The sequence below is a fragment of the Parasphingopyxis algicola genome, assembly GCF_013378075.1.
Lineage (GTDB): Bacteria > Pseudomonadota > Alphaproteobacteria > Sphingomonadales > Sphingomonadaceae > Parasphingopyxis > Parasphingopyxis algicola.
The window spans coordinates 2,064,699-2,078,028 of sequence record NZ_CP051131.1; the positions used below are offsets into that span (position 1 = coordinate 2,064,699).

The window sequence follows — 13,330 nt, forward strand, 5'->3', positions numbered from 1 at the left end:
CTAAGGCAGGGGCTCGCCGCGCGCCGCCTCGAAGACTGCATACCAGTCGCTGCGCGTCCAGCGGACTTTCAGCGCATCGGCCGCTTCGGCGATGCGCGCCGGCGTCTGGCTGCCGACGATCGGAATCGGCCGGGCCGGATGCGCCATGATCCAGCTATAGGTCGCCGCGGCGCGCGACACGCCCTGGGCTTCGGCGACCGCATCGAGCGCCGTCGCGACCGCCCGTTCCCGCCCGGTTTCCGGCTGCGCAATCCGCCCGCCGCCGAGCGGCGACCAAGCGAGCACCGACAGGCCGAGCCGCATCGCCTGGTCGAACTGACCGTCCTCGGCTGACGCCAGTGCGAGTGGCGAGAATTCGGGCTGGGTGGTCGCGAGCGGGATGGTGAGAAAATGCGCGAGACTCTCGATCTGCGCGCCGGTAAAATTGGAAACGCCGACCGCCCCGATCTTGCCCGCCCGGACCGCCTCTTCGAGCGTCCGCGCCAGCTCTTCGGGATGGGTCAGGATATCGGGCCGGTGCACCTGCCAGAGCGCGATATGGTCGACGCCGAGCCGGGCGAGCGACGCATCGATCGCGCGTTCGAGATAGGCGCGGCCCGAATCATAGGGCGTACCGATCACGATCCCGCCCTTGCTCGCCAGCACCATCCGGTCGCGAAGATCCGGCGCCTCGGCGAAGACGCGCCCCAGCAACGCCTCGGCCGCGCCAAACGGCTCGCCATTGTCGGGGCCGTAGATATCGGCCGTGTCGAACAGCGTGATCCTGGCGTCGAGCGCCGCCTCGACTCGTTCGCGCGCCGCGCCGACATCGTCGCCCCGGAAGCGCCACATGCCCCAGGCCAGCGGGCTCACCTCGGGACCGTCCGCGTAGAGCAGCCGGCCGGCGGGCGGCGGGAGCGGTTCGGTACTGATCGTCATGTAATCATTCCCCTGTGAGACCTTGGAACAGCGCCGCATGATCGCTGTCCGGTCGGAAGAATATCGGCGGCTCGCCGAGCGGCGCCGGAACCTCGACCCAGTCGCCGCCGTCATGATCCGCGCCACTCCATAGATGCCGCCAACGCGCACCGGCCGGCAAATAGACGCGCCAGCTTTCCGCGCCTTCTTCGATCACCGGCGCGACGAGCAGGTCGCGGCCGTAGAGATACTGGGTCTCGATGTCGTAGCAGGCGGCATCCTCCTCGAAATGCAGGAAGAGCGGGCGCTGTAGCGGCAGGCCGGTGGCCATCGCTTCGTCGCACAGGATGCGGACATAGGGGGCGAGCTTTGCATGGAGCCGCGTCATGCGCGCGAAATGGGCGAGGATCTCGGGACTGCTGTCGAGCTGCAGATTGTCGCGCGGGCGGTTCCCCTCATGGCTGCGCATGAACGGGGTGAAGGCCGCCATTTCGGACCAGCGCATGATCAGTTCCGCGCTCCGCACATTGCCGAGCAGGCTCGTATAGCCGCCGACATCGCTATGGCTGTAGGCATTGCCGACCAGCCCGGCCGACAGCGCCGCGCGAATGACGGTGCCGATGCCGTCATGCCGCGAGAAATCCACCGACTGGTCGCCGGCCCAGAGCAGCGGACAATGCGCGCCGACGCCCGAATAGCCGGCGCGCATGAAAAAGACCGCCTCGCCCGTCTTGCCACGGCTTGCGACGGCCCGCGCATTCACCTCGGCCCAGAGCACCGGCCATGCATTATGCGCGAGCAGCGGATCGCGGCCATCGGAGAGCCGGATATCGGTCGGCAGATACTCGCCGAAATCGGCCATCCAGCCGTCGATACCGAGATCGAGCATTTCGCGCCCGATGACCCGTTCGGCGAACCAGTCCGCGGCTTCGGGATTGGTGAAATCGACGACGCCGCACTCGAACTCGCCAAAATCGACGAGGCAAGTCTCGTCGCGATCGGGGTGACGCGCAAAATAACCGGCGCGCTCGGCCTCGACGAACAAGGCCCCGTCAACGGCGAGATAGGGGTTCACATAAGCGAGGAAGCGAATGCCGCGTCCGTTGAGCTGCTCGATCCGATCCCCGAGGCCCGGATAGCGCGCATCGCTGGCCCGCCAGTCCCAGAACAGCCGTGTGCCGAAGCTCGTCTCGCGGATGCCCGCCCAGTCCTCGCACCAGAGACCGGTGACGACGGCGCCCGCATCGATCATCGCGCCCAGCCGCTCGAAGCTCCGCTCGCCGTCCTTCAGCCCGATAATCGCGCCCTCTATCGCCCAGTCGGGCAGCGGCGGCTGGCGGCCGAACCGGTCGGACAGCGCGCCGACCAGTCCCGCAAAATCGGGCCGGGCGAATACCTCCAGCCGCGCCGGCACCTCCCAGACCTCGATCCCGTGCCGCCTCCCGCGTTCGAAATCGAATACCGCATAGGCCGTCGTATCGACATGCAGGGCATAGCGGCGCGAGGAGAGCCAGGTCGGCTGCGGATAGTTGGTCGTCCAGTAATCGCCACCCGCATTGCCGAGCGCATCCATCCGCCGTGTCAGCTCGGTCGATTTGTCGCGCCCGACGCCGGGTTCGGACGTCCAGAGCGGAAAGCGCCGGCCGCGCATGTTCAGATAGGAGAGCTGTTCGCCGCCGCCCCAGACATATTCCCCCAGCTCGGCGACGACATCGATCCAGAACCGGTTCGCGGCCGGATCGTGGCAGCGGATATCGATGCCCCCTTCCCCGACCTCCATGTCGAGCAGCACCGGGCCGCCGGGCGCTTCGGCAAGCCGGATGCGCCGCCGGTCGATCTCCGCATGCGCCAGGCTCCGCCGCGATGTGACTCGGTCGGCGATGGCGAAATTGCTGCGGTTCATGGCGATATCGGGATCGCCCGCCCCGATCACGCAGCAGGGCTCTGCCGCGCTGTGCGCGATCAGCAGCAGATCGCCGCGCCGGATCTCGAACCCGGTATCGGTCGGAACGATCTTCATGCGGACAGGCCGGTGCAGCGCAGCGTGATTGTCACCTCCATCGTCGGGCGGTACCACGATGGCGGGGATCGCAGAAGCGGGGCGCGCAAGAACGCCTCCATATCGCCCCGTCGATCGAGAGGGGGCGCCATTGGCGAGCGTTGCATTGGAGCGGAACGGGGTCCGGCTGCGCCGTTTCCTGATCGCCCTCATCTTCTGCGCCACCGCGCTCAACTATGTCGACCGGCAGGTCCTCGCGCTGCTGAAACCTACGCTCCAGGCCGAATTCGGCTGGACCGAGAGCGAGTTCGGCTATCTCGGATCGGCCTTCCAGCTCGCCTCGGCCGTCGCGCTGTTCGGCGTCGGCTGGTTCGTCGACCGGTTCGGCGTGAAATTCGCCTATGGGCTGGCGGTCGCGATCTGGAGCCTCGCCGGGATCGGCCATGCGCTCGCGACCACCGTCCAGCAATTCGTCGTCGCGCGGATAACGCTCGCCGCGGCCGAAGCGGTGAACACCCCGGCAGCGATCAAGGCGGCCGCGCAATATATGCCGCTCCGCGAACGCTCGCTCGCGATCGGCATCATCAACACCGCGCCCAATATCGGCGCGATCCTCACCCCGCTGCTGATCCCGCCGATCGCCCTCGCCTTCGGCTGGAAGATGGCCTTTATCGCAACCGGCGCGCTCGGCTTCGTCTGGCTGGTCTTCTGGATCGGCGGAACGCGCAATCTCGAGCCCATCCAGGCCGAGCCGGCCGAGCGGCAGCGGGCCGACTGGGGCGCCCTGTTCCGCGATCGGAAAAGCTGGGCGGTGATGGCGGCCAAGGCGCTGACCGACCAGGTCTGGTGGTTCGTGCTGTTCTGGATGCCCGATTTCTTCAATCGCGAGTATGGGATGGGCCAGGCGAGCCTCGGCTATCCGGTGGCGATCATCTTCACCCTCGCCGCGCTCGGCGCGCTCTCGAGCGGCGGCATCTTCCCGCTGCTGCTCGCGCGCGGGATGAGCGTCAACCGGGCGCGCAAGCTCTCGATGTTCGTCTATGCGCTGGTGATCCTGCCGCTGCCGCTCGCACTGTTCGCGGGCAGCCCCTGGATCGCCGCGCTGATCATCGGCCTCGCGCTGTTCGCGCATCAGGGCTTTTCGACCAACATCTTCGGCATGACCGCCGATATCGTGCCCACGAACCGCGTCGCCAGCGTGATCGCCGCGGGCGCGATCGCCGGCAACCTCTCCGGCATGGGGATCATCCTGTTCACCGGCTGGGCGCTCGATACCGGGCTCGGCTACTGGCCGATGTTCGCGATGAGCGCGAGCGCCTATCTGCTCGCCCTGCTCGCCATCCACATCCTCGTGCCGGTCCTGAGGCCCTATGGAGACGCGGCCTGATCGCCGAGATCGGCAGGCATTTCTGCCTCGCTGATTGACCATTTCGGGATTCCCTCTATTATTGACGAAATATATAATAATGGAAGGATGAGGATGGCAAGGTCGATGGCGAAGGCGCGGCTCGGATTGGCGATGGGAATTGCGCTCTGCGCGCTCGGCGGGGCGCAAGTGGCGGTCGCGGAGACGGCCGGCCCGGCCGAAAACTGCCGGATTACCGGCGAGGTCGTCGGCCCGTTTCTCGATCCCGCACGGCTCGAACGGCTCGAAACGACTCTCCGCGCGATGGTCGATACGAGCATCGCGCCGGGCGTCGTCATGATGATCGAGCGCGCGGACGAGCCCGTCTTCTCCTTTGCCTATGGCATGGCCGATGCCGAGCATGGCCAGCCGATGGCCGAGGATACGCTGTTCCGCCTCTATTCGATGACGAAGCCAGTGACGTCGCTCGCGGCGATGCAGCTCGTCGCCGAAGGCCGCCTGTCGCTCGACGATCCGGTGGCCGATTTCATCCCGGAATTCGCCGACTCACAGGTAATGGCGGCAGACGGTGGAGACCCGGTTCCGCTCGACCGCCCGATCACGGTGCGCGATCTGCTGATGCATGGCGCGGGCCTCACCTACCGGACGGGCCAGGCCAATGCGGCCGGCCCGGTCTACGCCGCGCGCGGCATTCCGGCGGGGCCCGGCGTCGACCAGCCGCCGACCGACGGCAGCGATCCCGTCACCTCGCTCGCCGAACTCGCGCGGCGCGTCGCCGCCGTCCCGCTGCTCAACCAGCCGGGCACGGCCTTCACCTATGGCAACGCCACCGACATATTGGGCCGCGTGATCGAGGTGGCGACCGGCGAGCCGCTGTCGGATATTCTCGAGCGGCAAATCCTCCATCCGCTCGGCATGGACTCGACCGCTTTTCAGGTCACGCCCGAGGATATCGGACGCCTCTCCGCCGCCTATATCGCGCCGCCCCAGTTTCCGGCGGAAACCCGCGCCGTGGTGTCGAGCGTCCCGATCGACCGGCTCGGTCCGGCGCAGCTGACCATCGCCGACGACGCCGAAACGAGTTTCTATCTGGGCGAACCGCTGATCGAATATGGCGGGGCCGGGCTGGTCGGCACGACGAGGGACTATCTGCGCTTCACCGCCGCGATGCGGCAGAATGGCCGCTATCCGGGCGGGACCCTGTTGCCCGCCGATCTTGCCGCCGCCATGCATGCCGACCAGCTCGCGCCCGAGGCGCGGTCCGGCGCCGCCAATCTCGCCGGGCTCGGCTTCGGTTACGGCTTTGCGGTGCGGCTCGATCCGACCGAGACGGTGCCCGTTTTCCCGCAATGCGGCTATTTCTGGGGCGGCGCGGCGTCGACCAATTTCTGGATCGATCCACATGGTGGAACGTCCGGCGTGATGATGACGCAGGTCTTTGGCGGCGACGTGAAAAGCTATTGGCTCGAAGCGCTGCGGATCCTCTATGCGCCCGAGATCGAACCGGTCAATTGACGCGGAGAGCTAGGCAATCGCAGGATCGCCACCCGGGACGGGTTCCGCCGCATCCGCTCGCGTCTTGCGGGCGTCGAGCTCGGCGATGAACGCGTCGTGCTTCTTCCGCGTCAGATCGTAGCGCGCGTAGAAGAGGACGGAGACCAAAGCGACGAAGCCCATGATCGGCCCCGCGACCACACCCAGCCGGAAAACGATATCGGCGTCGAGCTCTCCCGGCACCGCGTCGAAGGGTAGGACGACGACGATATCGAGCATGACGCCGGCGACCAGATGGCCGAGCGAGACGGCCGCCTTTCCGACCAGCGCGCGCGCCGAATAGAACAGCCCCTCCTGCCGTTCGCCGGTTGCGACTTCGTTCTGGTCGATCACGTCGCCGAGCATCGACAGGATCGCGACCGCGGCGAGGCTGATCGAAAAGGTCAGCACGCAGAAATTGCCGATGAGCAGCGGCAGCAATATCAGGGAATCGTTGGACGGCATGAGCCCCAAAAGACGCAGATCGACCGGCAGCTGGGACGCGACGACCATCAGCAGGAGCGCGCCGACCAGCACCGGCCGCCGGTCGAAACGGCGCATCAGCACCGGCGATGCGAGCGCCCCCGCCACGGCGCCCGGCGCGGCGAACAGCCCGAACCAGCGAATATCCTCGGGTACCAGCTCCCAGAAATAGGTATTCACGAATACGGTGAAGGTCTCGTAGAGCCCGGTCGCGATCATGAAGAAGAAGACGCCGCCGATCAGGAAGGCGTAATTCCGGTTCTTCAGCGCGCCCAATATGCTCCGGTAGAAGATCGGAAGCGAAAATCGCGGCTGGTCGGGATCCGGCTGGCTCAGCCGCGACACCTGGTTGAGCGTACCGATCGCGCTGAGCCAGATCGCGCCGAGCAGAAAGCCGCACGCGGTGAGCACGAGCGGCATATAGGCATCCGGATCGAGATGGCGGGGAATCTCCATCCCCTCGGCGTTGATCGTGGTACCCGCAAGGAAATAGCCCCAGGCCGAAAAGGCGAACAGCGCGCCCATCGCATAGCCGAAGATCGCGTTGATGCTGAACAGGCGCGAGCGTTCGTTGTGGTCGCGCGTGAGTTCGCCGCCGAGCGCGAGATGCGGCACGATATAGAGCGTGATTGCGAGCCTGCTGATCACCGTGAAGAAGACGAGCCACGCAAACAGCAATGTCTGGACCGCCCCCTCTGCCCCGGCCGCGGTCCAGGCCGCCGGAGGGTTGAAGATCAGATAGAGCGCAATCGCCAGCGGCACGGGCGCGACGAAGAGAAACGGATGGCGCCGCCCGAGGCGCGAGCGCCAGCGGTCCGAAACGACGCCCATCACCGGATCGGACACCGCGTCGACGAGCAGGGCGAGCATGATCGCGATGCCGATCAGCGAGTTCGAAAGGCCGATCGCCTGATTGTAGTAGATCCCGATAAATGTGTTGAACATGCCGAGATAGAAGATCTCGCCGATCGCCCCGACACCGAAAAAGACTTTGGTGCGGAACGGGAGGATATCGCGCGCGGCCGTCATGATCCGGCCGGGATAGGGGAAAAGAAGCCGGAGGAAAGCGCCTTGCGCTTTCCTCCGCCAGTGTGACGCCCGCGAACCTCCATGGGTGGAGAGAGACGAACGCGGTCGCTCGTTCGATTGTCCGGTGCCGGCCGGCCGAAATGGCCCATCCGGCTAGAACCCTACCCGCAAACTCGCGCCGAAGACCCGGGGATCTAGCAGGAACGCGCTGCGGAAACTGCCGACCAGGTTGGAGTTGGTTTCGAGGAAGGTGATGCTGTCCTGATCGAACAGATTCTTGACGAACAGCGTCAGATCCCATTCCCGGTCCTCATGGGCGATCTGGATCGAGGCGTCGAACTGCTCCCAGCCATCGACGCGGTCCGCCGGCACGTTGAATTCGCGCGAGAAGAAGCCGGATTGCGAATAGAAGTCGATACGCGGGCGGACCGTCCATCCGCCGCCCGCGTCGATCGTATATTCGCCGGCGAGCTTCAAGGTCCGCGAGGGTGCGTTGGGCAGCTCATTGTCCTGGATCTGGAAGAAGGCGCCGCCGCGCGACGGATCGGACGACAGGAAGTCGCTGCGGATTTCCGTATCGAGCAGCCCGAGCGCCGCCTCGAAACGCAGTTCGGGGACCGGCGTCCAGACCGTTTCGAGCTCGAAACCCTGCACCCGCGAGGACGGGATATTGACGTTGGTCGCCAGGGTGCCGACGATATTGCCGACGATCAGGTTGCTGTAATCGTAGCGGAAAAGCGCGGCATTGAGTGTCAGCGTGTTATCGAAGAGGTCGGTCTTCGCGCCGACTTCGAACGAGTTGATGAACTCCGAATCGAAAGTCGGGTTGACGGCGTTGCCGGGATTGAAGCCGCCGGATTTGAAGCCGCGCGAGAAGGACGCGTAGAGATTGACCTCGTCGGTCGGGTTCCACTCGATCGCCGCGCGGCCGGTGACGGCATCGAACGACGCCTCCCCGTTGAAGGGCGGCGGCAGCACGAAGCTGCCGCTGGCCGTCGTGATCTCCTTGTCGTCCTGCGTGTAGCGCAGCCCGCCGAGGATGCTCAGCGTGTCGGTGATGTCGACATAGACCTCGCCGAACACCGCATAGGAATCGACCACCGAGTCGGTCGTATTACCGCTGGCGATGAAACCGAACGTCCGGTTGGCCGGCAGATAGGTGTCGACGAAGCCGCCGCCCGTCGCGTGCAGATAATAGCCGCCGACGAGGAAGTTGAGCGGCCCGTCGAGATCCGTCGCGAGGCGCAGTTCCTGGCTGAACTGTTCGCGGAAGCCCGCCGCATATTGCGCCGAGCGCCAGTCGGTCGAGCTGATCTGGTTGCCCGGGCCCAGCAAATAGGTGAGGACGCCGTTGCCCTGCCCGTTGTCGGGCACCGTCAGCGGACCGAAAGGCGTGGCGAAATCGCCGGGATTGAAAGCGTTGGGCCGCGTGCCCTGGTCGAAATCGCGGACCGATTCGTTGCTGCCGTCCCGATAGCCGGTGACCGAGGTCAGCGTCACCGCGCCGATTTCCTGGTTGATCTCGAACGTCACGAGAAAATCCTCGACATGCTGCTCGGGCAGGATGTCGATATTCACCGTGCGCAGATCGGTCGGGTTCGCGTTGAACGTTCCCGCGCGCACGATACCCGGCAGCAGCGCGTTGCTGATCGGGAAATTGGCGGTCGGGAACTGGGTCGACACGGAATTGGGCGAGCAGCCCAGCGCCGGATCGGGCGTACAGAGCGTCTTGACCGCATTGGCCCGGTTACTGTCCTCCTCGAAATAGGTGAGGATCAGGTCGACCGTCGTCGTATCGGTCGGTTCGAACCGGGTGCTCGAACGGAACGTATACTGGTCGCGCCCGTCGATCTGGCCGCCGTCGAACAGATTGTCGGTATAGCCGTCGCGCTTCAGATAGTGGGCGGCGAAACGCTGCGAAATGCCATCGGCGATGGGAATGTTGAGCGCGCCCTCGGCCCGGATGCCCTCGAAGGATTCGAGCTGCAGGCTGACATAGCCTTCGAACTCGTCGGTCGGGCGGCGGCTGACGAAGTTGATCGCGCCGCCCGTCGTGTTGCGGCCGAACAATGTGCCCTGCGGCCCGCGCAGCACCTCGATCCGTTCCATGTCGAAAAACTCGCCGAACGTGCTGCCCTGCTGCAGGAAGACGCCGTTGATCAGAATGCCGATATTGGTGTCGTTCGAGCCGCCGAAGGATTGCGAGCCGACGCCGCGGATCGTGAGGTTGCGGTTGGCCGACAGGATGACGTTCGGCGCGTTGAACTGAAGATCCAGCGAATCCTCGATCCGCGCGGCGGCGAGATCGTCGGACGTCAGCGCGGTAATCGCGATCGGAACGTCCTGGATATCCTCTTCGCGCAACTGCGCGGTGACGATGATGACATTGTCGTCCGTATTGGCCGCGGCCGTTTCCGTCTGAGCGTAAACGGCCCCGCCCGACCCCGCATATGCGAGCGCGGCGACCGATGCGAACCGGAACAAGGATGTGCGAAACCCGTCTGTCATTATGTCCTCCCCTGATTTCTTTTTTTGGGAGATCGCACTAATTATAAATTTAGTCAATACTCTTATACAAAAGGTCAATAAGGGTTGCGTCCATCCCAGGGACGGACGGGGCATTTCCGTTGATATATGAGGCGTAAGGGCCGGTCCCGCAGCTCCGGCCCTAGCCGGACCGGCCGAGTTTTTCGGCCGCGCCGACGATCATCTGCACCGTCATGTCGACGATTCGATCATGATCGCTCTCGTCGCGCAGCAGCATCTGGGCGGCGGACCGCGTGATGCCCATGCACAGTTCCGCGGTGAGCCCGCCGGTGCCACTGGGCACGTCGAACTCTTCTTCCATGAGCTCACCGAAGAATTTGACCGTGGCCTCGCGGCCCTTCGCCTGCTTCTTGAGAACGTCCGCCGCGACCGAGGGTTCGTTGAGCAGGCGCTGGATCAGGATGCCCTTGGCCAGAAACCGGTCGATGAAATCGAGCGTCGTGCGCCGGATGATATCCTCGAAGGATTCGTTCGCGCGACGCCGCACCGGCGTGCCCTGAAACGCCGGATATTCGCGGACCAGCAGGGTGCCGAGCAGGTTCGCGCGATTGTCGAAATAATTATAGACGAGCGGCTTTGAGACTTCGGCCTCGCGTGCGACCCGGTCCATATTGGCCGCGGACACGCCCTCTTCGACGACGATCCGGGCGGCCGCGTCGAGAATCAGTTCGCGCCGGTCCTCCGGGGCCATGCGGCGCCGTCGCCGGGGCGCGGTTTTGGCGGATGCCGCACTGTCGGTCATGACCGCGCATCTACCATGGACCGCGCCGATTCCAATAACATTGTTCGCCGAAGCCCGTCATCGGCCTCCCCCCATCATACCGGATATTCACGCCGGATCGTCACTCCGTGCCACAATTGACTATTTATATAATAAACTATAGGCGACAGGCGAAAGACATCGCAAGGGGGCGCTCGATACCATGACCAATCCGGAGCCGCTGAAGGGCCAGGTCGCGCTGATCACCGGCGCGACCCAGGGCATCGGCCTCGCCGTCGCGCAGCGTCTCGCCCGCGACGGCGCGGACATCATCGCGCTCGATCTGGCACGCGGAGACCATGACGGTCTGGCCGAAAAAATCGAGGCGAGCGGACGGATGGTGCATTCGGTGAAAGGCAATGTCGCCGATACGGAGACCTGGAACGCAGCGCTCGAGCGGATCGCCGGGCTCGGCGGGAAGCTCGACATCCTGGTCAACAATGCCGGCATATCGGGCTATCTCGGCCTGCTCGCCGATTATCCCGACGAGATGTTCGACGAGATCATGGCGATCAATGTGCGCGGGGTTTTCCTCGGCCTCAAATATTGCCTGCCCGCGCTGATCGAAGCGCGCGGCAGCGCCGTCAACATCTCGTCCATCGCGGGCATGCGGGGCGGTGCGAACATCTCCGGCTATGCCGCCAGCAAGCACGCGGTGATCGGCCTGACCCAGGCCGCGGCGACGGAAAATGCGATGAGCGGCGTGCGCATCAATGCCGTGTGCCCCGCGCCGATCCAGACGGACATGATCGACGAGCTCGCCCGCACGCGGATGCCCGACAATCCGGAAGCCTTTGCCGAGAATTTCCGCAGCGGATTGCCGATGGGCCGCTATGGCGAGCCGGAGGAAGTCGCCAATGTCATCGCCTTCCTGGTCGGGCCTGAAGCAAGCTTCGTGAACGGCGCGATCGTTCCGGTGGATGGCGGTGCAACGGCGCGCTGACCCCCTCGGCGCGGACACGGGCCCGTTCCGGATCCGGAACGGCGGCGTCGAGCTAGCGGTCGAAACGCTCGGCGATCCGGCCGATGCCCCGATCCTCTTCCTGCACGGCTTTCCCGAACATCGCGGCGCCTGGCGCAAGGTCGCCCGCCATCTCGCCGGCGAATTTCACTGCATGCTGTCCGATCTGCGCGGCTATGGCGAATCCGGCCGCCCTGAAGAGACCGAGGCCTATCGCATCGATGCGCTGATCTGCGATGTCGACGCACTGGTCGACGCCTGTGGCGGGCGCAAGCCGATCCTTGCCGGGCATGACTGGGGCGGCGCTCTCGCCTGGCGGTACGCCGCAGCGTTCGGTGAAAAACTCGCGTCTCTCGTCATCGCCAATGCACCGCATCCCGCCCTGTTCCAGCGCAGGCTGATCGACAACCCAGCCCAGCGCGCGGCCTCAGCCTATATCGATCGGCTGCGCCATCCCGAGGCGGCCGCCCGATTGCTGACCGATGGCCCGGAAGGCCTGTGGGACCGGATGTTCGCCGCAAATCCGGTGTTCGACGACGCCGATCGCGCCGAATATCTCGCTGCATGGTCGCGTCCCGGCGCGATGGAGGCGATGCTGAACTGGTACCGCGCGGCGCCGTTCGAGTTGCCCGCGAGCGACGATGCGGCCGTGCCCGACTGGGCGGCGCGCGGCGATCTCATGGTCACGATACCGACCCTGATCCTGTGGGGCATGGCCGACCGAGTGTTCCTGCCGGTCCTGCTGGAAGGGCTCGATCCGCTCGTGCCCGATCGCCGCATCGTCCGCTTTCCGGACGCGGGTCATGCAATCATCCATGAAGAAGCCGCCGCGCTGGCGGCGCATATCAGGGAGTTTGCCACACCATGACGATACGGCTCCACCATGTCGCGATCAACGCGCCGGACCCTGCGGAAACCGGCCGATTCTACCGCGATGCCATCGACGTGGACATCAGGCCCGACGAAACCGATCCCGGCTGTCGGTGGCTCGCCGGAGCCAATTTCTATGTCGCGCTGCATCCGGCGAACCCGGGCTCCCAGCCGGACCGGGACCGGCAGGTGTGCTATCCGGGGATCGGCCATTTCTGCGTGCAATCGGGCGACGGCGAGGGTCTGTGGCAGAGTCTCGCGGATGGCGGGATGCGGTTCAACGACAAGCCGGTCGCGCTCGGCACCGGCGCGATCTATGCCTATGGCCGCGATCGCGACGCGACTCTGGTCGAGGTGGAAGGCGTGCCCAATGCCGAACCGCAGACCCCGATCTGGTTCGCCCATGTTGCGATCGTGACGCCCGATATCGCCCGGCTATCGGATTTCTATGCCCGTTTCATAGGCTGTGACCCGCACCGCACAGGCCGGTTCGACAATCCGCTCTTTTCCAACGTCACCGGAATGCCCGATGTCGATGTCAGCGCGGCCTGGATCCGGACATCGAGCATCCAGCTCGAAATGTGGCAATATCATCACCCGCCGACCGGGCCGGCATCGCCGACCGACGCCGGCGCGGCCGGTTACCGCCATATCGGCTTTTGCTGCGAAGACCTCGACGCGGAGATCGCGCGGCTCGACGCAGCGGGCATCGCCGTCGCCGAAGGCGATCCCGTCGGCGGGCAGCGCACCGCATGGACGCGCGATCCGGACGGCAACCGCGTGGCGCTGGTCGAGATCGTCGATGCCGAGGCGCCGCTGGCGCTCGACCGGCTCGCCGATCCCGATATCGTGAAACGCCGGCTCGCGGCCGCCTGACGGACCGGG

The 13,330-nt window shown here is 65.5% G+C and carries 10 protein-coding genes; 5 read left to right on the forward strand and 5 right to left on the reverse strand.

Annotated features, from left to right (window positions below; all coding sequences use genetic code 11):
* Positions 1–918: an aldo/keto reductase gene (locus HFP57_RS10220; RefSeq protein WP_246263040.1), complete on the reverse strand. Its 918-nt coding sequence runs from the start codon at positions 916–918 to the stop codon at positions 1–3.
* A gap of 4 nt (positions 919–922) precedes the next feature.
* On the reverse strand, positions 923–2,917 hold the full coding sequence (locus HFP57_RS10225; protein WP_176869671.1) for an alpha-glucosidase: 1,995 nt from the start codon (positions 2,915–2,917) through the stop codon (positions 923–925).
* Between the two features lie 130 nt (positions 2,918–3,047).
* Between HFP57_RS10225 and HFP57_RS10230 the strand changes: the two genes are divergently transcribed.
* Both HFP57_RS10230 and HFP57_RS10235 read left to right on the forward strand, forming a co-directional pair.
* On the forward strand, positions 3,048–4,283 hold the full coding sequence (locus tag HFP57_RS10230) for an MFS transporter (protein ID WP_246263042.1): 1,236 nt from the start codon (positions 3,048–3,050) through the stop codon (positions 4,281–4,283).
* Between the two features lie 93 nt (positions 4,284–4,376).
* Positions 4,377–5,777, forward strand: coding sequence for a serine hydrolase domain-containing protein (locus HFP57_RS10235; protein ID WP_176869673.1), 1,401 nt, complete (start codon positions 4,377–4,379; stop codon positions 5,775–5,777).
* Between the two features lie 9 nt (positions 5,778–5,786).
* Here HFP57_RS10235 and HFP57_RS10240 read toward each other — a convergent pair whose 3' ends face one another.
* From HFP57_RS10240 to HFP57_RS10250, 3 genes are all read right to left on the reverse strand, one after another.
* A complete protein-coding gene (locus tag HFP57_RS10240) occupies positions 5,787–7,307 on the reverse strand; it encodes an MFS transporter (protein WP_176869674.1) in 1,521 nt (506 codons plus the stop codon).
* A gap of 153 nt (positions 7,308–7,460) precedes the next feature.
* On the reverse strand, positions 7,461–9,815 hold the full coding sequence (locus HFP57_RS10245) for a TonB-dependent receptor (protein WP_176869675.1): 2,355 nt from the start codon (positions 9,813–9,815) through the stop codon (positions 7,461–7,463).
* Positions 9,816–9,975: 160 nt separating this feature from the next.
* On the reverse strand, positions 9,976–10,596 hold the full coding sequence (locus HFP57_RS10250; RefSeq protein WP_176869676.1) for a TetR/AcrR family transcriptional regulator: 621 nt from the start codon (positions 10,594–10,596) through the stop codon (positions 9,976–9,978).
* A gap of 181 nt (positions 10,597–10,777) precedes the next feature.
* Between HFP57_RS10250 and HFP57_RS10255 the strand changes: the two genes are divergently transcribed.
* The 3 genes from HFP57_RS10255 to HFP57_RS10265 are packed head-to-tail and all read left to right on the forward strand — an operon-like array spanning position 10,778 to position 13,321.
* On the forward strand, positions 10,778–11,557 hold the full coding sequence (locus tag HFP57_RS10255; protein ID WP_176869677.1) for an SDR family NAD(P)-dependent oxidoreductase: 780 nt from the start codon (positions 10,778–10,780) through the stop codon (positions 11,555–11,557).
* Positions 11,541–12,443: an alpha/beta fold hydrolase gene (locus HFP57_RS10260; RefSeq protein WP_176869678.1), complete on the forward strand. Its 903-nt coding sequence runs from the start codon at positions 11,541–11,543 to the stop codon at positions 12,441–12,443. Before HFP57_RS10255 ends, HFP57_RS10260 begins: the two co-directional genes overlap by 17 nt.
* Complete coding sequence (locus HFP57_RS10265; RefSeq protein WP_176869679.1) at positions 12,440–13,321, forward strand: VOC family protein; 882 nt, start codon at positions 12,440–12,442, stop codon at positions 13,319–13,321. Before HFP57_RS10260 ends, HFP57_RS10265 begins: the two co-directional genes overlap by 4 nt.
* The last annotated feature ends 9 nt before the right edge of the window (positions 13,322–13,330 follow it).

Excerpts from the sequence above, each read along its gene's own strand:
- HFP57_RS10265 (WP_176869679.1), top strand. The coding sequence starts at position 12,440 with ATGACGATACGGCTCCACCATGTCGCGATCAACGCGCCGGACCCTGCG.
- HFP57_RS10225 (WP_176869671.1), bottom strand. The coding sequence starts at position 2,917 with ATGAAGATCGTTCCGACCGATACCGGGTTCGAGATCCGGCGCGGCGAT.
- HFP57_RS10255 (WP_176869677.1), top strand. The coding sequence starts at position 10,778 with ATGACCAATCCGGAGCCGCTGAAGGGCCAGGTCGCGCTGATCACCGGC.
- HFP57_RS10235 (WP_176869673.1), top strand. The coding sequence starts at position 4,377 with ATGGCAAGGTCGATGGCGAAGGCGCGGCTCGGATTGGCGATGGGAATT.
- HFP57_RS10220 (WP_246263040.1), bottom strand. The coding sequence starts at position 918 with ATGACGATCAGTACCGAACCGCTCCCGCCGCCCGCCGGCCGGCTGCTC.
- HFP57_RS10245 (WP_176869675.1), bottom strand. The coding sequence starts at position 9,815 with ATGACAGACGGGTTTCGCACATCCTTGTTCCGGTTCGCATCGGTCGCC.
- HFP57_RS10240 (WP_176869674.1), bottom strand. The coding sequence starts at position 7,307 with ATGACGGCCGCGCGCGATATCCTCCCGTTCCGCACCAAAGTCTTTTTC.
- HFP57_RS10250 (WP_176869676.1), bottom strand. The coding sequence starts at position 10,596 with ATGACCGACAGTGCGGCATCCGCCAAAACCGCGCCCCGGCGACGGCGC.